This window comes from Pedobacter indicus (assembly GCF_003449035.1).
GTDB classification, from domain to species: Bacteria; Bacteroidota; Bacteroidia; order Sphingobacteriales; family Sphingobacteriaceae; genus Albibacterium; species Albibacterium indicum.
Window position 1 is genome coordinate 705806 of the sequence record NZ_QRGB01000001.1, and the last position, 20018, is coordinate 725823.

The 20018-nt window shown below is 41.8% G+C and carries 14 protein-coding genes; 11 read left to right on the forward strand and 3 right to left on the reverse strand.

Annotated elements, in window-relative coordinates; genetic code table 11:
* Positions 1 to 106: 106 nt before the first annotated feature.
* Positions 107 to 622 carry a hypothetical protein gene (locus tag D3P12_RS03305; RefSeq protein ID WP_118193659.1) on the reverse strand — a complete coding sequence of 172 codons (516 nt, stop codon included), beginning with the start codon at positions 620 to 622 and terminating at the stop codon, positions 107 to 109.
* A gap of 195 nt (positions 623 to 817) precedes the next feature.
* Between D3P12_RS03305 and D3P12_RS03310 the strand changes: the two genes are divergently transcribed.
* From D3P12_RS03310 to xseB, 4 genes are all read left to right on the forward strand, one after another.
* Entirely contained in the window at positions 818 to 1027 is a 210-nt protein-coding gene (locus D3P12_RS03310) for an alkylphosphonate utilization protein (protein WP_118193660.1), read from the forward strand.
* Positions 1028 to 1053: 26 nt separating this feature from the next.
* Complete coding sequence (locus tag D3P12_RS03315) at positions 1054 to 3099, forward strand: dipeptidyl-peptidase 3 family protein (RefSeq protein WP_118193661.1); 2046 nt, start codon at positions 1054 to 1056, stop codon at positions 3097 to 3099.
* Positions 3100 to 3194: 95 nt separating this feature from the next.
* Positions 3195 to 4442, forward strand: a complete 1248-nt coding sequence (gene xseA / locus D3P12_RS03320) for an exodeoxyribonuclease VII large subunit (RefSeq protein WP_118193662.1) — start codon at positions 3195 to 3197, stop codon at positions 4440 to 4442.
* Positions 4443 to 4453: 11 nt separating this feature from the next.
* A complete protein-coding gene (xseB, locus tag D3P12_RS03325) occupies positions 4454 to 4651 on the forward strand; it encodes an exodeoxyribonuclease VII small subunit (RefSeq protein ID WP_118193663.1) in 198 nt (65 codons plus the stop codon).
* Between the two features lie 192 nt (positions 4652 to 4843).
* Here xseB and D3P12_RS03330 read toward each other — a convergent pair whose 3' ends face one another.
* Positions 4844 to 5983: a lactonase family protein gene (locus D3P12_RS03330; RefSeq protein ID WP_118193664.1), complete on the reverse strand. Its 1140-nt coding sequence runs from the start codon at positions 5981 to 5983 to the stop codon at positions 4844 to 4846.
* A 267-nt stretch (positions 5984 to 6250) separates the two neighbouring features.
* Between D3P12_RS03330 and D3P12_RS03335 the strand changes: the two genes are divergently transcribed.
* The 4 genes from D3P12_RS03335 to D3P12_RS03350 all read left to right on the forward strand — a co-directional run bounded on the left by D3P12_RS03335 (position 6251) and on the right by D3P12_RS03350 (position 13361).
* A complete protein-coding gene (locus D3P12_RS03335; protein WP_118193665.1) occupies positions 6251 to 9277 on the forward strand; it encodes a SusC/RagA family TonB-linked outer membrane protein in 3027 nt (1008 codons plus the stop codon).
* 29 nt (positions 9278 to 9306) lie between these two features.
* Positions 9307 to 10893: a SusD/RagB family nutrient-binding outer membrane lipoprotein gene (locus tag D3P12_RS03340; protein ID WP_118193666.1), complete on the forward strand. Its 1587-nt coding sequence runs from the start codon at positions 9307 to 9309 to the stop codon at positions 10891 to 10893.
* A gap of 222 nt (positions 10894 to 11115) precedes the next feature.
* A complete protein-coding gene (locus D3P12_RS03345) occupies positions 11116 to 12141 on the forward strand; it encodes a sugar kinase (RefSeq protein WP_118193667.1) in 1026 nt (341 codons plus the stop codon).
* A 23-nt stretch (positions 12142 to 12164) separates the two neighbouring features.
* Positions 12165 to 13361, forward strand: a complete 1197-nt coding sequence (locus D3P12_RS03350) for a DUF4185 domain-containing protein (protein WP_118193668.1) — start codon at positions 12165 to 12167, stop codon at positions 13359 to 13361.
* On the opposite strand, the gene D3P12_RS03355 is transcribed toward D3P12_RS03350, so the two are convergent.
* Complete coding sequence (locus D3P12_RS03355; protein WP_118193669.1) at positions 13355 to 15580, reverse strand: DUF4954 family protein; 2226 nt, start codon at positions 15578 to 15580, stop codon at positions 13355 to 13357. The genes D3P12_RS03350 and D3P12_RS03355 overlap by 7 nt on opposite strands.
* A gap of 141 nt (positions 15581 to 15721) precedes the next feature.
* Here D3P12_RS03355 and D3P12_RS03360 point away from each other — a divergent pair, with 141 nt between their 5' ends.
* The 3 genes from D3P12_RS03360 to D3P12_RS03370 all read left to right on the forward strand — a co-directional run bounded on the left by D3P12_RS03360 (position 15722) and on the right by D3P12_RS03370 (position 20014).
* Positions 15722 to 16180: a lipocalin family protein gene (locus tag D3P12_RS03360; protein ID WP_118193670.1), complete on the forward strand. Its 459-nt coding sequence runs from the start codon at positions 15722 to 15724 to the stop codon at positions 16178 to 16180.
* 19 nt (positions 16181 to 16199) lie between these two features.
* Positions 16200 to 17636 (forward strand): phytoene desaturase family protein, encoded by a 1437-nt coding sequence (locus D3P12_RS03365; protein ID WP_118193671.1) that lies wholly within the window; start codon positions 16200 to 16202, stop codon positions 17634 to 17636.
* A gap of 119 nt (positions 17637 to 17755) precedes the next feature.
* The gene (locus tag D3P12_RS03370) at positions 17756 to 20014 is read left to right on the forward strand and encodes a GH92 family glycosyl hydrolase (protein ID WP_118193672.1); all 2259 of its coding nucleotides are present in this window, start codon (positions 17756 to 17758) and stop codon (positions 20012 to 20014) included.
* The last annotated feature ends 4 nt before the right edge of the window (positions 20015 to 20018 follow it).

Below are 20018 nucleotides of genomic sequence, written 5' to 3' on the forward strand. Positions count from 1 at the left end.
AGACGAAGAACTGCAAAGACCGTGCAAAACTCATCAGATACTTAAATAGCACCCCTGAAGTGAGGTGCTATTTAACAGTATTTAACAATGATGAATGACAGCTGGTTTAGAACATATCTTTCATCTTGTCAATAAAACCACCGTCATTTTCTCCTTTTTGGTCGCCTGACGATGTTGTATCTCCACCTTTATTATTAAAGAGATTCGTCAGATCTGATAATTGAAATTTACCGTCTGGCCCTGCAACCTGCGCTACAATATCTTGAAAGTCGAACGAGTTATCACTAGGGTCATTCGTTTTTTGATTAAATTTTGCCAATATGCCCGGTATAATAGAAGCCGCTACAGCTTTTGCAGACTCTAGGTTGATTCCCATGTCCTGTAATTTGGAGGTGAAATTATTTTCAACCTCATTACTCGTTGCACCTTGAGCCGAAGGGTCTTTAAAAGAGCTAATCAAGCCATTTATATCACCGGCGGCAATTTTCTGGCGTAAAACATCGATAATGGACGTAGATGCGGCTTCAATAGCTGCTTCATTCTTGTCATTTGGGATTTCGCTATTGTCAACAATAGCTGATTGTGCGTTTTCCCTAACTAGATTTTCTAAATTCTTTAACATGATACTTTATTTGATGTATTAAAAAGACAAATTAATTATTATAAAAGTTTTAAAATATTGCATAATATATTGATTTATAGCGTGATGTACTGTATCTATCAGTCTAGAAGATACCGCAATCGCTGTCATTTATTAATTCCGTAATTTTATGCTACTTTTGATGGTAAATAATGTCAATTTAATAATAAGCTCGTAATGGAAGTCAGAGATTGTAACGGTAATCCATTGAACGATGGGGATTCAGTTGTAGTAATAAAAAGCCTTAAAGTAAAAGGATCGCCATTGACCATAAAGAAAGGTACTGTAATTAAAAATATTCGTTTAACAGATGACGAAGAAGAGGTAGACTGCAAGGTCGACAAAATGAAAGTGGTACTGCGAACGGAATTTCTAAGAAAAGCATAACCTAATTTTAACCAAAACATAATTCAATGAATAAGTTTTTTTCACTAACAGGAAGTATCCTTTGCTTTTTGTTCATTTTAACATCTTGCGAGGAAACATCTACGAACAATTCCTCGGCGACAACTGCGGGTGACCGGGAGTTTGCAGATCTTCAGGTTTTGAGCTATGAAGTGCCCGGCTGGGATAATTTGGATGATAAACAAAAAGAATTAGCGTATTATCTATACGAAGCATCATTGTCAGGGAGAGATATTATCTATGACCAACGTGGAAAATACAACCTGTTAATCCGAAAAACGATTGAAGGGATCTGGGAAAGCCCTGAGATAGATCACAACGATGAGGAGTGGGGTCTTTTCCGCGTCTATGCAGGTCAAGTATGGTTTGCTAACGGTATTTATCATCATTACTCAAATGATAAGTTTTCACCAGGCTTCAGTAAAGAGTATTTTGTTAAACTCGTGAAAACAGCTGACTCAACCCGTCTGCCACTTCAAAACGGAGAGACGGTTGATGACCTCGTTGCGAAATTAGAAACTATTATCTTTGATGCTACATTCATGCCCAAGATGGTAAACCTAACTGCGGGGATCGACAATGTTCGGGAGTCCGCAAATAATTTCTACGAGGGTGTTACTGCCGATGAGGTCGAAGCATTTTATGCCGGGTTTCCTCAAAGTGACCACGAACCCGAGTGGGGATTGAATAGCAAAGTGGTTAAAGAGAATGGAGAAGTTGTCGAGAAGGTATGGAAATCCGGAGGTATGTACGGTGAAGCGATTGATAAGATGATTTTCTGGCTTGAAAAAGCAGTGAATGTTGCAGAGAATGACCAACAAAAGAATTCGTTGCAATTATTAATAGAATATTATAAGACAGGCGACCTAAAGAAATGGGATGAATACAATATTTCTTGGGTAAAGGATACAACAAGTGTGATCGACTTTGCCAATGGTTTTATTGAAGTATATAACGATGCGCTGGGTATCAAAGGGAGTTTCGAGAGTGTTTTATCCCTAAGAGACTTTGAGACTACCAAGCGTATCAAAGCAATAGCTGACGAAGCGCAATGGTTTGAAGATAATTCGCCCTTGATCCCGGAACACAAAAAGAAAGAAGTTAAAGGGATCAGCGCCAAAGCCATTACCGTTATTGTGGAGTCTGGCGATGCTGCACCAAGCACACCAATCGGGATAAACTTGCCTAACTCAGACTGGATTCGAAAAGAATATGGATCAAAATCGGTATCTCTGAGCAATATCATTCATGCTTATAATGAAAGCAGCGCCAGTAGTGGGTTTTTGGAAGAGTTCGTGAGTGACCAAGCGGTAATCGACCGAATGAAAAAACACGGCAACCTAGCGAGTGACCTCCATACCGATATGCATGAATGTATCGGGCACGCTTCGGGACAGATCAATCCAGGCGTAGGGACACCTGATAAAACACTTAAAACTTACGCATCCACGCTAGAAGAAGCGCGCGCAGATTTGGTGGCGTTGTACTACCTATTGGATGAGAAACTAATAGAAATCGGTGTGATGGAGTCTCTTGATGTCGGCAAAGCAGAATACGATAGCTATATGATGAATGGCTTAATGACCCAATTATCGCGTTTAAAACTTGGTGACAACATTGAGGAATCACATATGCGGAATCGTGCCCTCAATGCCTACTGGGTATATGAAAAAGGGAAGGAAGATAATGTTGTCGAGTTCATAACCAAAGACAATAAAACCTATGTTCAGATCAATGACTACGAAAAATTGCGCGAGCTATTTGGTGAGTTGCTGCGAGAAATACAGCGTATTAAATCCGAAGGCGATTATGAAGCGGGCAAGGCTCTGGTTGAAACTTACGGGGTAAAAGTTGATCACGAATTGCATAAAGAAGTTTTAGATCGCTACGAAAGCCTGAACCTAAAACCTTATAAAGGCTTTATACAACCTCGATTAGTAGCAGAAACCCAAGACGGTAAGGTTGTCAATGTAAAATTGGAATACCCAAGCTCATTCTTCGATCAAATGATAGAGTACGGCAAAAACTATTCATTTTTGCCAGTAGCGAACTAATGCTTTAACAATATATCGTACGAAAAGACCATCCCGATAAATATAGGAGATGGTCTTTTTTTATATTCTTATCTTTGAGTTAAGATTGCCCTTACATGGAAGAGCCTTTACAACGAAAAATCTTTAGCTTGTCACAAGTAGCAACGAGTATCCAGAAGACGCTGGCGGCCAGATACCAGAGTGCTTATTGGGTAAAGGCAGAAATAAACAAACTGAACCATTATTCACATTCTGGTCATTGTTATCCTGATTTGGTTGAAAAAAAAGAAGGCAAGGTGATCGCTGAAATGCGGTCGATATTATGGAAAAGTGATTTTTATATTATTAATCAACGCTTTCTTGACACCTTGCAAGAGCCTTTGAAAGACGGGATAATGGTCTTAATGTTGGTCAATATTGCTTTTGACCCGGTTTACGGCATTAGCCTGCGGATTTTGGATATCGACCCCTCTTTTTCCTTGGGCGAGCTTGCCAAAGAAAAGCAAGCATCCATCGCCAGGCTACAAAAAGAAAATATCTTCAATGCAAATAAAGCATTAGTGTTTCCCGTACTGCCTAAGCGATTGGCCATTATTTCTGTTGAAACCAGTAAGGGTTATGCCGATTTTGTCAAAATCATCGACAATAACCCATATGCTTACAAGTTTGAATATCGATTGTTTCCCGCATTGCTGCAAGGGGATAAAGCAGTTCAATCGATCGTCGACCAGCTCAAGAGTATTGAGAAGGTATTGGATCAGTTCGATGCCGTGGCGATCATACGTGGAGGTGGCGGAGAAATTGGTCTGGCCTGTTATAATCATTATGAGCTAGCGAAAGCTATTGCAACTTTCCCGCTTCCTGTTCTTACTGGCATCGGACATTCTACAAACGAAACCGTGAGTGAAATGGTTGCATTTAAAAACGCAATTACGCCCAGCGAATTAGCTGATATGTTGATCCAGCGTTTCCACGAATTTGCTGTGCCGGTCGTGGAGGCTGAAGAATATCTGAAAACAGGCATTATAAACCTTCTGAAAGAAAAGAATACAGAGCTAGATCTGCTAGTTCGTCAGTTTCAGTTGACCAGTCAGCATTTAATAAGGCTCGAGAACACCGCACTTTCTACTTTTAGTGCTTCCTTGCGGTTATTGGCAAAACAGCACATCTCCACAGCAGGCAAAACATTGGATTCTACAGAGGTTCAGGTTAAGCTCCTCAGTCCCGAAAATGTGCTAAAAAGAGGCTTTTCCCTGACTTATCAAAACGGGATAATTATTAAAAACCTAAGCGAATTAGATAGAACGGTGACATTAACCACGAAACTTCATGATGGCGAAGTTGAGAGTACAATTATTTCTTAGAAAGAATATATATGGCAGATAAAATTACATATACTGAAGCTTTTGATGAATTACAGTCGATTATATCTCACCTGGAAAGAGGGGATATCCCTGTTGACGAATTGGCTGCTAAAGTAAAAAGAGCGTCCCTGTTAATCGAAGTATGCCGTACAAAACTTACGGCAACAGAAGAAGAGGTAAAGCGTGTTATAGACCAGTTGCCGGAATGAATCAACCGGATTAAGTTGATCTGAAAAACTAGTACCATTGGTTTAAACATGTTTCACCTGATGGAGGAAAACAAGCTAAACCGTTTCGTACTTTTATCGCATTTTTCATCGAAAAATGCGGATGTAATGCGGGAGCGTTCCACTAACATTCCGCAATGGACTATACCAAGTTATCACCAATTTATCCGGAAATTAATGGGCAAATTTTAAGCATACCGGTTTGTGGATGCTGATTTTTTCTGAGGTCTCGCTCAATAGTCCCGTCTCTTGGTCACGGAGAAAAACAGTTATGTCATTTGTGTTTTGATTAGCCACCAACAAAAACTTGCCGGAGGGATCGATCGCGAAATTTCTTGGTGTTTCGCCTCCCGAAGATTGGCGACCGACATAACTAAGTTGCCCATCTGTTGGGTTAACTTTAAAGATAATAATTTCATTTAACTCCAGCCGGTTTGATCCATAGAGAAACTTTCCATCGGGGGATACATGAATATCTGCAGCCGCGAACTTGCCGGCGAAATCGTCGGGAACGATTGATTCTTTTTGTTTTTCAGTCAGTACCCCGTCTTCATAATCAAACACTGTAATGTCGCCATTTAATTCGTTGATGAAATAGGCATGCTGCCCATTCGGGTGAAAAGTGAAATGACGGGGACCGCTATTTTCAGGTAACGTGGAAACCTTCAGGTTGTTGGTGTCCAATGGAAAAGATTCCTGGTTGACATTTAATGGATAACCTGTTATTTCGCTGGTTCCCAAATTTGTAACGAACAGGGTGTTGTTGTCCGGGGATACAGCAGCAGCGTGCATTCGTGTTGGGCCTTCCTTGCCGTTGACTATATTTCCTTTATGGTAAATGGCTTGTATATCGTTGCTTAATGAGCCATCTTCCAAGATTGGAACTGCGGCTAAACTCCCGCTTCCGTAGTTTGCTGTAAAGACATAAGTCCCGGTTGAGTCGATTGATATATAGCAGGGGCCGTCACCGCCGGAAGATACCTTGTTCAAGAACTCCATTTTTCCAGATTTCTGATCGAAATTGTATGCGTAAACCGTGCCTATGGAATCTTTACCCCATTCTGATACTGCATACACTTGTTTCAAATCAGGTGAAAGTGTGAGGAAAGATGGGTTGTCGATGCCGGTTAATTCGTTTTTGTAAGTAAGCGTCCCGCTATCAGTATCAAAAGTATAAACGTAAATGTCTGCATGGTCACCCGAGCCGGTATATGTCCCGATAAGCAAGGTGAGTTTCCCTTGTGATGGGTCGGTGGAAGTAGTCGCCATATTACAAGACGAAAGTAAAATACAAACAACAATAAGAGTTCTCATAATCTTTTTATTATGCTTCACAGTCAAACTTAGCTTTTTGACGTTAATTTCTGCAATTTTTCTTCGTTAAAATGAATGGTTTTCTTGTTTTATAACTACTACTTAATATTAATATATTTTAATATAATACAAATATTACATTTTAATGGACTGATAATCAGATGTATGATTGCGATATAATAACTTATGTTTGTCAGCGTTATATGATATTAGATGCTAATAACTATATTAGTTATTAATATTTTTAACCCTATAAAAAACTAAATTATGGAAAAAAAGCTGCCGATTCAGGTTCACGTCATCCTGTTTTTTCTTTTAGCGTATTGCAATTCGCTGTTTGCACAAAACACCAATGTTGCAGGAAAAGTTACCGATGCTAGTGGTCAGGGTTTACAGGCCATTAGTGTCCAAGTTATAGGATCAACGACTGGAACAAGCACCGATGCCGATGGGAATTTTGCCATCAGTGCAGGTGCAACAGATTCTCTTTTGTTCTCTTCGGTAGGCTACGTTTCGCAAACGATCGGCATCAACAACCGAACGACTATCACCATACAGATGTCGGAAGACACAAAAGTTCTAAGTGATGTCGTCGTAACGGCGCTCGGTATTGAGCGTTCGGCAAAGAGTTTGTCTTATTCGACAACTAATATTTCGGCAGATGAGTTGACCGAGGTGAAAGGCCCTACCTTACTAAATTCTCTAGCCGGAAAGGCGGCGGGGGTCGTAGTTTCTCAGGGTGCGGGTGGACCTGGTTCAAACCCGAGGATCGTTCTGCGCGGGAACAAATCGATTGTCGGGGATAATCAGCCCCTTTATGTAGTTGACGGGGTTCCGATCGGTGGGTTTGCCGATTATAATCCAGAAGATATAGCCAGTTTGCAAGTGCTGCAGGGTGCATCTGCGGCGGCTCTGTATGGTAGCCAGGCGGCAAACGGGGTGATTTTGATTACCACCAAGAAAGGGCAGTTTGGGACGACTTCAGTCGATTTTTCATCGTCGACTATGTTCGATAACCCATTGGTGCTGCCAGAACTGCAAACATCGTATGGGCAGGGTCTCGGAGGTGAGGCAGTAGAAGGCATTAACGATAGCTGGGGGCCGAAGATCAATAATGGTAGCGATCGGCATATTAAAGAGTTTTTCGAGACAGGTCAGAACTTTATCAATAGCATCTCGATAAGTAGTGGCAATCAAGTAAGCAGAGCGTTCTTGTCCTATTCGAATACGAATTCAAAATCTGTAATACCAAACTATGGCTTTAAAAGGGATAATTTTACCGTTAGAGGGACGAGTGAGATTTTGGACGGTAAGGTTGAACTTGAGGCAGGCTTGAACTATATTAAGAGTAAAACGGAAAACCAAAATGCCTCTTCCTGGTACAATAGTCCGATGTTCGGGTTGTATTTATTCCCGATGGGAGATGATATGTCAAAATACTCTCCAAATGGGGGTGGTGTGTGGGATGAGCGCCGCCATATGTATGTGCAGAACTGGCCATACATTAAAAACGAACATAGTTCTAATCAGAATCCTTATTGGATTACCAATCGTTTACAAAATGATCAATTGCGGGATCGGACGGTTTTTACGGCTTCCGCAAAATGGAATATCACGGATTGGGTAAATGTACAAGCCAGAACAACCTTGAACCGGTATTCAGGGGACGTAGAATATCGTTATGCTGCTACTTCGGACCCAACCTCGATTGGAGCAAACGGTGCTTATACCAAAGAAGTTTCTAACGGCGAAGACCTGTATTCTGATCTTCTTATTTCTGCCAACCGATCGCTCAATGATGATTTAACATTGAATGCGGTGTTGGGGGCAAGCAATACAGTGGAGAGTTATCGAAGTTTTTATAACGGAACAGACGGTGCTCTGACGACTTTATCGTATCCGAACTACTTTTCAGTTTACGCATTAACAGGGAATTTTGTGAAGACGGAGTCTCAAAGAAAAGAAGTTTCAAGAGCCGTTTTTGCGACTGCTACTTTCGGTATCAAAGAAACTCTCTATATTGATGCGACAGCTAGAAACGAATGGTCGTCGACTGTAGATGAGGCTTTCTTTTATCCATCGGTTGGTTTCTCATATATTCTTTCGGAAAATTTAGCGCCAAGTGAAACGGTTAGTTTTATTAAGCTGCGAGCAACCTATGCTGAAGTTGGGAATAGTTTGCCTTTTGGCGCGGCGGAGCGTTCGCCAAATTATAGTTTGAGCCCAGATGGGAACGTGATCGGCCGTCCAAACCTACCGTTCTTTAGTGGTACCGACACCACAAGCCTGAAACCTGAAAGAACAAAGTCGCTCGAATTTGGTGCTGAGATGCGCTTTTTTAATGATAAAGTGAATTTCAATATCACGTATTATGATGCAACGACACGAGATCAGGTGTTTACGATTACGGCACCTTCGGGGGCTGGCGCCACAAGCTTCTGGATTAACGGCGGAACCATCCAAAACCGAGGTATCGAAGCTTATGCCAGCTATAATGGTAAATTTGGTGAGTTGCAATGGACACCAAGCCTAAACTTTACCAGAAACACCAACCGTATTAAGGAGCTTAGTGACTTATTAACTACCGACCGCTTTGTATTAGCGAGTGCCAACAGGTTAACTAATTTGTACTTAGTACGTCCGGGAAGCGATTTGCTGGGCGACCGAGAATATGCTGCCTATCACGATATTTATGGGAAAAAGTACCTCTATAACGAGGATGGATCCCATCAGGTCAACGCCGCCGGCTTGCCTTTGCTTTCTGCACAGGATAACCAGTATATTGGTAATGCCAATCCGGACTTTCTGTTAAACTTTAATAACCAATTTAGGTACAAGAACTTCAATCTCTCGTTTTTGATTGATAGCCGGTTTGGAGGGTTGGTAGCTTCTTCAACTGAACAGTGGCTAGACTATAAAGGGCTTTCAAAGCGGAGTGGGGAGGCCCGAGATAACGGCGGTGTGATGGTAAATGGGAATCTGATTGATGCTGAAACATACTATGGATACATTTCTGCCAAAGCAGACTATGGTGCAGCGGCCAGTGAGTATACGTACAGCTCGACGAACATTCGCCTTCGTGAGTTTTCAATTGGTTATACCTTCGATGATCTAGGCGACACGTTCAAAAATATCAACGTTTCGTTGGTCGGTCGTAATCTATTCTTTCTTCATAAGAAAGCGCCCTTCGATCCCGAGTTGGCGTTGGGAACAGCTAATGGAAGTCAAGGGTTCGAATCGTTTCAGATCCCTTCGCTCCGGTCCTTTGGTCTAACATTAAGGGTAGGATTATAAAATTGTCGGATTTTAAATAAAATATAGCGATGAACTATTTAATAAATAAAATAAATCTTAAAATGCTGGCGATTATAGCTTTTGTTCTTGTCGCCCAGTCGTGTACTGAAGATTTTGAAGGTTTGAATCAGGATCAAAAACTGATCTCTGATAAAGATTTGCAACAAGATGCCAATGATGGTGGATTTTTATTGCCAACGATGATGAATAATATCATCAGCACCACAACATCTGAACAGACACAGCAAAACCTGCAAGCCGAATCATATGCAAATTACTTAGAGGCACCCAGTAATTTTATTGGGAATGTTAACCCGACCACTTATGTAACCCGAGGTATTTGGCCAGGGTCATGGACGGTAAGTACCAATGGGGTGATGAATAATTGGGTGCAGATGAAAAAGAAAGGGATCGATGAGAAATACCCAGATTTATATGCCATAGCATTGATTATTAAAGTCGCTGCTGGGCATCGGTTGGTTGACACCTTTGGGCCATATCCATACACCGAATATGGGTTAACAGCTGAACCGGAATGGGACTCGCCTGAGGCTTCTTATACGGCATTTTTTGAGGATCTTGATATTGCGGTAGCTAGTCTTCAAGCTGCCGAAGCTGAAGATCCCGCCAGAGATGACATCCGGTTTAAAAAATGGGATCGATCAAGTTTTCAAGGCAATTACCCTCGATGGATCAAGCTGGCAAATACCTTACGTCTGAGATTAGCGATTCGACTTTCTGAAATTGATCCTCAAAAAGCACGCGCAGAGGCGGAGAAGGCAGTTGATCCTGCGAACGGCGGCGTAATAGGAGAAGATGAAGGATCTTTTTCGGTAAAAGGAGCAGCAAAGAATCCACATTTCGTAATGAGCAATGAATGGTCTGATACACGCGTGTCAGCCGCTGTAATCACCTATCTGCAAGGCTTTGGTGATCCGCGCTTGGAAGCGTATGCGCTGCCAGCAACTGATCCTGCGCTGAATGGAGCTTACCGAGGTATCCGTCCGGGAGTCGATAGGCCGACAAAGACGGTTTACGAAAACTATTCAAAGTACAATGTCCTGGAGTCAGACCCTATGAAAATTGTAGACGTTGCTGAAAGTTACTTTTTAAGAGCAGAAGGAGCATTGCGAGGTTGGAATATGGGAGGACAAACAGCTGATTTTTTCTATAAGGAAGGTATCCGCGTATCGTTTGCTGCAAATGAAGTGGCAGGGATTGACGAATATTTGGAAAGCGTCAGTACGCAAATAGCCTATGTCGACCCAAAACGCAGTGACTATAACAGTCCGCCATTGACGGATGTGACGGTGAAATGGAACGAGGGCCTTTCTTTTGAGAAGAAGTTAGAGAAAATTATCACTCAGAAATGGATTGCCATGTTTCCAGAAGGTACGGAAGCTTGGTCCGAATTTCGTAGAACAGGCTATCCAAAACTATATCCAATCATGGCATCAAAGAATCCGTTGTTGCCTCAGGGCACATTTATTAAACGCTTAACATATCCCGTAGCGGTGGTTTCAAGCAGTCAGGCCGCTTACGATGCTGCCGTGGCTGCACATTTAGGTGGACGTGACGATGAAGACGTCACCTTTTATTGGATGAAAGACGAGTAACAGAAAAAAAGAGGTCAATGGCCGTGGCTGTCTGTCAGGACCATTGACCTCTTTTCCTTCTTGATTTTATCTTTTTTACTTTGAGCGTTATAGTTTGCAAATCTGAAAATAATAGGTAACTTTAATCTCTCGATTATTTGGAATGTGATAATCGGGTACGTACCAAATATTGATAATAAATTATCTTACTAATCATATTCATAAATTTAATTTTAATTTAAAATGTCAAAAAAAGCAGTAACGCTGGGGGAAATTATGTTGCGATTATCGACTCCAGGATTTAAACGATTCGTTCAAAGTGATAGTTTCGATGTAACTTACGGAGGTGGTGAAGCGAATGTGGCAGCTTCTTTATGTAATTATGGGTTAAACGGAGTTTTTGTGACAAGAGTTCCTGATAACCCCATCGGTCAGTCTGCAATAAATCACCTGCGTCGTTATGGAGTAGATACCCAGTTTATTGCCAAAGGCGGAAAGCGACTTGGGATCTATTTCTTAGAGACTGGTGCGTCGATGAGAGCTTCACAGGTTGTATACGATCGTGCTGATAGTGCGATTTCTGAGGCGGAGATCAGCGAATTTGATTTTGATAAAATATTTGAAGGTGCAGACTGGTTCCATACGACTGGCATTACTCCTGCGCTGAGCGACAAGGCGGCTGCGTTGACGGAAGCTGCTTTAAAAGCTGCAAAAGCGAAAGGGATTACAACAAGTATTGATTTAAATTATCGCAAAAAATTGTGGAGCAAAGAAAAAGCGAGGGAAGTAATGACCCGTCTTTGTCAATATGTTGATGTTTGTATCGGAAATGAAGAGGATGCTCATGACTCATTGGGTTTTGTAAGCGAAGGCACAGATGTAACGAAAGGCGAACTGAACCTCGATGGCTTTAAAGATGTGTGCCGGCAGATGGTTGAGAAATTTAATTTTAAATATGTTGCTTCCTCCCTACGTGAGAGTCACAGTGCCTCGGATAATGGCTGGTCGGCTTTGGTATATGATGGTAAGGAGTTTTATCACACGAAAAAGTATGAAATACGAATTGTTGATCGCGTAGGCGGAGGGGATTCTTTTGCCAGCGGGTTAATTTATGGTTTGATGACAGATAAATCTTTGCAAGATGCAGCGGAGTTTGCTGTGGCCGCCTCAGCTTTGAAACATACGATCCCTGGTGATATGAATCATGCCACACTATCAGATGTGGAAACTTTATTAAAAGGAGACGGGTCGGGGCGTGTTCAGCGCTAGCGAACACAGTCGCCAGATTAGAAATGAGATATATTTTAGTATCAATTCTTTTATGCAGGGTCTTTGTGGGTTTTTCACAAGACCCTGTTTTGCTTCATAAAGATTCGGCTGCCTTTCAATTGAACTATCGAGTTGAAGCTGCCGGGGATTGGGATCTGCTTTTTAAGCGGAATCACGGCTGGTTTGGTGGTGACGGAATTTACAGCATTCCGATGAATGGAATTGAGACGCAGGGACGTGAAGAAGAAATTAAAACCCTCTTCATATTTAGCGATACCATGTTTGGAGATATCAGAGAGGGAGAATTGCAGCCTGGATCGAAAATGGTGAATAACTCAGTGGCAATCTTGACGGGAAGACAGCCCCGGAATACCAATATGCTGTTTTACGGAGATGATCAGCCAGTCGATTCGACAAGCACGCTGTTTGCGCCGAAAACAGTTCAATCTAAGGAAGGAGAATACTATTGGCTGGGCGATGGTTTCGTAAATCAGGCGCTCGACTTTACTACGTATATTTTTGGCTACCGTATACGAAATACCGGTGCAAAGGTATTTGGTTTTGAAGAAGTAGGCAATACCTTGATTGCTATTCCAAAGGGTAGTGCGCCCCCATTTAGTGACTATCGGCAATTTGATACCCCTTTATATGTCAGTAAGGATGATAATCAGCAAAAGGGATCCTTTGGGGCCGGCATCTTAGTCAATACCGAATTAGCTGGTGTCCCTAATCCTGATGGATTTATTTATGTCTATGGCGTTATGGGATCTGAAAAGAAAGTCTTGGTTGCACGTGTGCGTCCAGAAGATTTTGAAGCCTTCGAGCAATGGAGGTATTGGGACGGAACAAAATGGGATGCTGATATAAACGGTGCTACTGAGATTGTCGACAGCGCTTCGAACGAGCTTAGTGTCAGTCCGCTTGATGATGGCCGTTACGTCATGGTTTTTCAGAAGGATGGCATTGGCTCTTCCGTTGGGCTGCGTGTAGGGCTTAGTCCGGTGGGGCCATTCGGTCCCATTCATGAGATCTGGCAATGCCCTGAGCCCGCAGCAAATAAAAATTATTTTGTATATAACGCAAAGGCTCATCCGCATTTATCGGAAAAAGGAGAGCTTCTTATCAGCTATAATGTAAATTCATTTGACTTTTTAAAGGACCTGAATTTAGATCCACAGCTATATCGACCTCGTTTTATTCGTATTAAATTTGATCAGTGATTTAATTTTTTTTCAAAAGCATTCACCTTTTTAGTAAAGGTCTTAAGTTCCGATTTTTGATCCTTTATAAAAGAATTGTCTTCGAACCTGCCTAATACCTCATCAAGTTCTTCCTGCGTATCGTACATCATTTTCCGGAAAGGATTGGTATAATCTTTTTTACGAGAGTTTTCGACTGAGTCGACCATCCATTGTTTGGTCTTCTTGATTTCCTTACACCAGATGAGGATCTGTTCTTTGGTAATTTGTTTTACCTGAAGCTCCTCCAATTCAAGTAAGGAGGTTATGGCGTGTAGTTTCTTTTGAGAAGCATACTTTTCTCCTTCGGCGCGATAGAAGTCATGAACATCATCCCAAGAATTTATGATACTCTTATGAACTCGATCTCGAAATGTAGCAATGGTCTTTTCACTTAATAGCTGTCCGCCCACATTTAGCCAATTTTCCCTCTTGAGTTTCGACTTCGTAAGTGATCCAACCAGCTCTTTAATGGAAGGCTTTTCTAATTCTTCAACATAGTTTATCAGATTGTTAATGCCGTAAAAGCGTATGATGGTTTTAAAGATATCATAGGCTTGCTGGACTTTGATGATTCGTACAGCTCGTTTCGCATTCTCGAATCCTCTTGCTAAAATATTCAATTCGGTAACTATTGGATCTCTTTCCTCTAATAGCTTTTTACCGATAGCTCGTGGCTTTTTGAGGTCATCTTTAGGATTAAACCCAACCTGCTCAGCGTGTTTTAGATAGGCTTCACCCACGAGTTCTTCGAAAAGTGCCAAGGAGGTAAATATTTCATTGATTGTATCTGGCGCCAGATAGTCATATTCGATCCGCTGAATCTTTTCGTAGCGCTTATCCCGGTCTTGATATTTGAAGGTATTTCGTTGTAAAGCGTACATGTTATACATGAACCAGTACCCTGGCATAATAACAAGCGTGTTCGTATCTTCTTGGATGCTAACCAGTGAGAAAGGAATAGGGATGTTTAACTCATAATCATAATCCCCTTTGGCGAGGATCGTAAAGTTAGCAAACTTGGAGTTGTGCTTCAACGAAACGCATAAGCCCGGCCAAAAACCCCGCCCCGCAATGATTTCTCCATCGGCCCCGCGTGAGTTGTGATTCGAGCCAATAGTTGCCCCTGCTGGAATGTTGCTTTGTCCCGAAACCACGGCAGCACATAAGAAGGAATTGTTGTGGTGTTGTTCGTGCGCAGGAAATATAAGTGAGTTTAAGACTTCACAACATGATATTGTCGCATTGCTACCGAGATAGGAATTGATCAGCCGTGCGCCATATTTGAGTTGTGAATTGGATGCTATTACAAAACGTACTGCTTTAACGCCGTAAAAAATTCGGCAGCCAAAGTCTATAATTCCGTTTACAAGCTCACAGCCTTCTCCAATTTGCGATTTGCCTTTGGCGTTGGACTTTATCGTGAGGTTTTTAAGTTTATTCGCCCCTTTGATATAAGCATCCGATCCGATCCATACGTCGTTGATGATGTTTGTGTTTTTAATAACCGTGCGGTCCCCAACTTTTCCATAATATCCCGGTTCGGTTTTGTATTCTGTTTCAGTGAATTTGATAAATTGTTCCAGTAGTAGCGAGTCGTCGCGATATTTACTCCACAGCCAGGCATCGCCCGGTTGCATACCATTGAAAGGGATCACTTTCCTTCCTCCGTTCTCATTGCAGATTTCTAGCCAGATCCGCGATGCCTCGTCTTCTCCATCTTTGAGAATGCCATTGCCAAATTTGGCGTTGACACTTGTCTTCATCTCATCTACTTGGACGATTACGACTTCTTTCCCTAGGATATAGTGTGAGATATAATTAACGTGATTGATTGCTACATTATCGCCTAAATCACAGCTGATAATGGTAGAATTGTACAGGCCTACTTCGGCCTTTAGACCGTGGAATTCAAGGTAATAGGGTTCCAATTTCCCAATGCGTATCAGTCCGTAAAATTTGCAATTCTTGACTAATTCAGGATTGAAAGCATCCGATACGAGAATATTATTCCAGTTGTCTGTCGTGTTACCATTTTTAACCAATACTTCGATTTCAAAGGCCGAAAGGTTTCGATAATCAATTCCACTTCTGTTTTGTATATTTCTTAGGTAATATTCGTCTTTTCCTTCGGGAATAAACTCTTTACTGATGAAATCGTATCCTAACCTAGAAAGTGGGATTTTCTTTATATTGTTCATGAGCCTTTTATTACTATTTTACATGCATATCTGTGTCAGGAGTTGAAATTACAAAAACACTATTATTTACCATGATTAATTCGAAAATTTTGTCGGGCATAATTTTTGTTGAGTCGAACTGGAAACCAATTAACATTGATTATGAAAAGCGTGAGAAACCTTCTACCGTTTATATTCGCTTTATTATTTGTCGTTTCATTCGTTTCTTGTGACAAGGATGAAGATAAAATTGAAAAAGACAGAAATACCCTGATTCAGGGAACTTGGTTGTTATACGCAGCCGGTAAGGACGGAAATGGCGACGGACGTATAAGCGATGCCGAAAAAGAATACGCTAGGGACGGGCGTATATTTGAGCTTACACTAAGTGCCGACGGGAAAGGGGCGGTCTATGAAGACTATACCGACGAGGGGGCCGTTACGACGACCTTTAATTGGGAGTGGTCTGGAGACGATGTTATTGTCCTTACCGATACAGAAGGCGAGGAAGAATCGATTCGTATTAATATCTATATGTTAACAGAGACCGAACTGGGTGTCTACGGTGGCCTTGATGAGTTCGATTCTGATACGGTTTTGTTTTTTAATAAAAAGTCGTAATCATTGAGTTCGTGCTATAATGTATAAAACAGATTTTGATAGTGTTGTAGTAGGGTCTGGTCCTAACGGTCTGGCGGCTGCCATCACCTTACAACAACAAGGTAAATCTGTTTTGTTAATTGAAGCAAAGAAGCAGATTGGAGGGGGCTTAAGGAGTGAAGAACTAACCTTGCCTGGTTTTCTACATGATGTTTGCTCTGCTGTACACCCGATGGCGTCTGTTTCTCCCTTTTTAAACAGTCTTCCACTTGCTGATTTCGGTGTTGATTTTATATTTCCGGAAGTATCGGTAGCGCATCCTTTAGACGACGGAAGGGCTGCCGTTCTAACTAAATCACTCGAATATACAGCTTCCGGACTAGGAGCCGACAGTCATGCTTATTTGGATTTGATGAGGCCTATCTTGGAAGCTTGGTCAAAATTGTCTAAAGACATTTTAAGTCCCCTGCTCAAAATACCTTCTCATCCAAGTGCCATGGTTAAGTTTGGCTGGCTCGGACTTTCTTCAGCGCTCAGTTTATCACGTCGTTTTAAGACAACGGAAGCTAAAGCGCTATGGGCTGGGATGGCAGCACATTCAATGCAACCACTTTCTAAGTCTACTACCTCTGCGGTTGGGCTAGTTCTACAAGCTACTGGCCATATTAAAGGATGGCCCATAGTTATTGGTGGCTCTCAGCGAATTGCGGATGCCCTTTCCTCTTATTTTCTTTCTATTGGCGGTAAGATTGAAACGGGCATCTACATAAAATCTTTATCGCAGCTTCCGTCCAGTAAGGTTGTGATGTTTGATGTTACGCCAAAGCAATTACTTGAAATTGCCGGCCATCGGTTTTCTAGCATCTATCAATGGCAATTAAAAAAATTCCGTTACGGAATGGGGATATTCAAAGTAGACTGGGCTTTGGATGCCCCCATACCTTTTATGTCTGCAGATGCCCGGAGAGCGGGAACACTTCATTTGGGGAATACCATTGACGAAATACGAATGAGTGAGCAATCCGCTTATAAAGGACGGCATAGTGAAGCCCCTTTTGTTCTTTTGTCCCAACCTAGTTTGTTCGATTATCGCCGGGCACCGGTGGGTAAACACACTGCTTGGGCATATTGCCATGTGCCGAAAGGCAGTACCGTAGATATGAGGAATGTGATTGAGAAGCAGGTGGAGCGATTCGCACCGGGCTTTAAAGACCGGATTTTAGCAACTCATACCTTTAATACCGAACAGTTGGAAAAATACAATCCGAACTATATAGGAGGTGATATTGGTGGTGGGGTCATGGATATTAGGCAACTATTTAATCGTCCAGCTCTTTTTTCTCCATACCGAACAGGGGTGAAGGGAATTTACATGTGCTCTTCATCAACTCCGCCGGGAGGCGGCGTGCATGGAATGTGTGGTTATCATGCAGCTAGAAGGGCATTAAAAGATGTTTTTGGCATTAATTTAAAATAAAAGGCTGCTGTGGGCTATACAGCGAAAATGATCTCGAAATTTGCGAGCCAATTCCTTTTTATATATTATTGTTGATAAAGTAGGATATGCTTTGAAAATCACACACAGTAAATGAATTTATGAAGAGATTCAATATTAGTCTTGTTTTTATATTTTTTTCTATTTATACAGCCGTAGCTCAATCTATTCCTAAAAAGACGCCTGTTGATTATGTAAATCCGACGATGGGGAATATTAGTCATTTGCTGGTGCCGACATATCCTACTATCCATTTGCCGAATGGAATGTTGCGTGTTTATCCGGAACGGTCCGATTATACTTCTGATCAGATTAAAGGCTTGCCATTGATTATTTCCAGTCATCGTGGACGTTCGGCTTTTAATTTAAGTCCGGTACAAGGCCTGGACGAGAGCGAACTGCAAGCAGTATATCATTTTACTTATGATAATGAAGAGATTCGACCCTATCATTATCAAGTGACGTTAGATGAAAAAAACACCAAAATCGAATTCGCACCTTCAGCACAATCTGCATTTTATGAGATCCGATTTGCCGACGATAAGCCGGCTTATCTTATTTTTAACACGATTGATGGGGATATTAGAATTGAAGGGAATAAGGTTTATGCTTCTCAGAAATTAGCGAACAACACAGTTGTGTATTTATTTGCTGAGACAGATGTTAAGCCAGAGAAAGCGGGGTTTCTAGAGCTAGGAGATGGAATTAATCCGAAACTCGTTGAGAAGAAAGGCGAAAATGTTGCGATGGCTTTTCGATTTGCAGAAGGAATTAAGGATGTGAAATTTCGTTATGGGGTTTCGTTTATTAGTGCCGATCAGGCTGAAAAGAATTTACGGAGAGAAATTCCAGACTTCAACCTTGATGCATTGGTTGCTAAGGGACGGTCAGCATGGAATGAAGCGTTGGGTAAGATTGCTGTAGAAGGCATCAGTGAAGATGATAAAACTGTTTTCTATACGTCGCTTTATCGTTGCTTTGAACGTCCAGTCTCGATTACCGAAGACGGAAGATATTTTAGTGCGTTCGATGGGGAAGTTCATCAAGACGATACCCCGTTCTATACCGATGATTGGATATGGGACACATATCGCGCTACCCACCCGCTAAGGATATTGATAGATCATGAAACAGAGTCGGATATTATCAATTCTTTTTTGAGGATGGCTGAGCAAATGGAAAGCTTTTGGCTGCCGACATTTCCTGAAATAACGGGAGATTCCCGGAGGATGAACTCTAATCATGGTATCGTAACGATTGCGGATGCATGGGCCAAAGGATTACGAAGCTTTGATTTGGAGAAAGCTTATGAAGCATCAAAGAATGCGGTTTTAGAGAAAACGCTTGCGCCATGGTCTGCTGATTCAGCTGGCTGGTTGGATGAATTTTATCACACGAAAGGTTATATTCCGGCATTACACCCGGGCGAGGAAGAAACCGTTCCGGAAGTGCATTCTTTTGAAAAAAGACAGCCGGTTGCTGTAACCTTGGGAACTGCTTACGACGAATGGAGTCTAGCGCAGATTGCGACTATGTTAAATAAGAAGGAGGACGCAGAGTATTTTTCTGAAAAAGCACTTAATTACCGAAATATCTTTAATGCGGAGACCGCGTTCTTTCATCCAAAAGACAAAGATGGAAACTTCATCGAACCTTTTGATTACCGCTATTCAGGCGGACAGGGAGCCCGTGAATTTTATGGGGAAAATAATGCCTGGGTTTATCGATGGGATGTTCCTCACAACGTTGCGGACCTGATTTCCTTAATGGGAGGCAGAGATCAGTTTAATAAGAACCTCGATCAGACATTTCGAGAACCTTTAGGGAAGAGTAAATTTGACTTTTATAGCCAGCTTCCGGATCATACTGGAAATGTTGGTCAATTTTCAATGGCGAACGAACCTAGTTTGCACATACCGTACTTATATACCTATTCAGGGCAACCCTGGATGACTCAAAAGCGAATTCATACGCTCATGGACCAATGGTTTAGAAATGATCTAATGGGAGTTCCAGGTGATGAAGATGGGGGTGGCATGTCTGCCTTTGTTGTTTTTTCGATGATGGGCTTTTATCCGGTAACTCCAGGAATGCCGGTATATACCATTGGGTCTCCATTTTTTGAGAAAGCGACAATTCACCTCAGCAATGGAAATGAATTTGTGGTAGTGGCGAAGAATTATTCTCCAAAAAACAAGTACATTCAATCGGCTTCGCTGAATGGCAGGAAGTTGGACAAGCCATGGTTTGCACATGAAGATCTAGAAAAAGGGGGTGTTTTGGAATTTGTGATGGGGGATACTGCTAATAAACAATGGGGTGCTTCTGAAGAGTCGGCTCCACCGTCATTTCGATATTAAAACA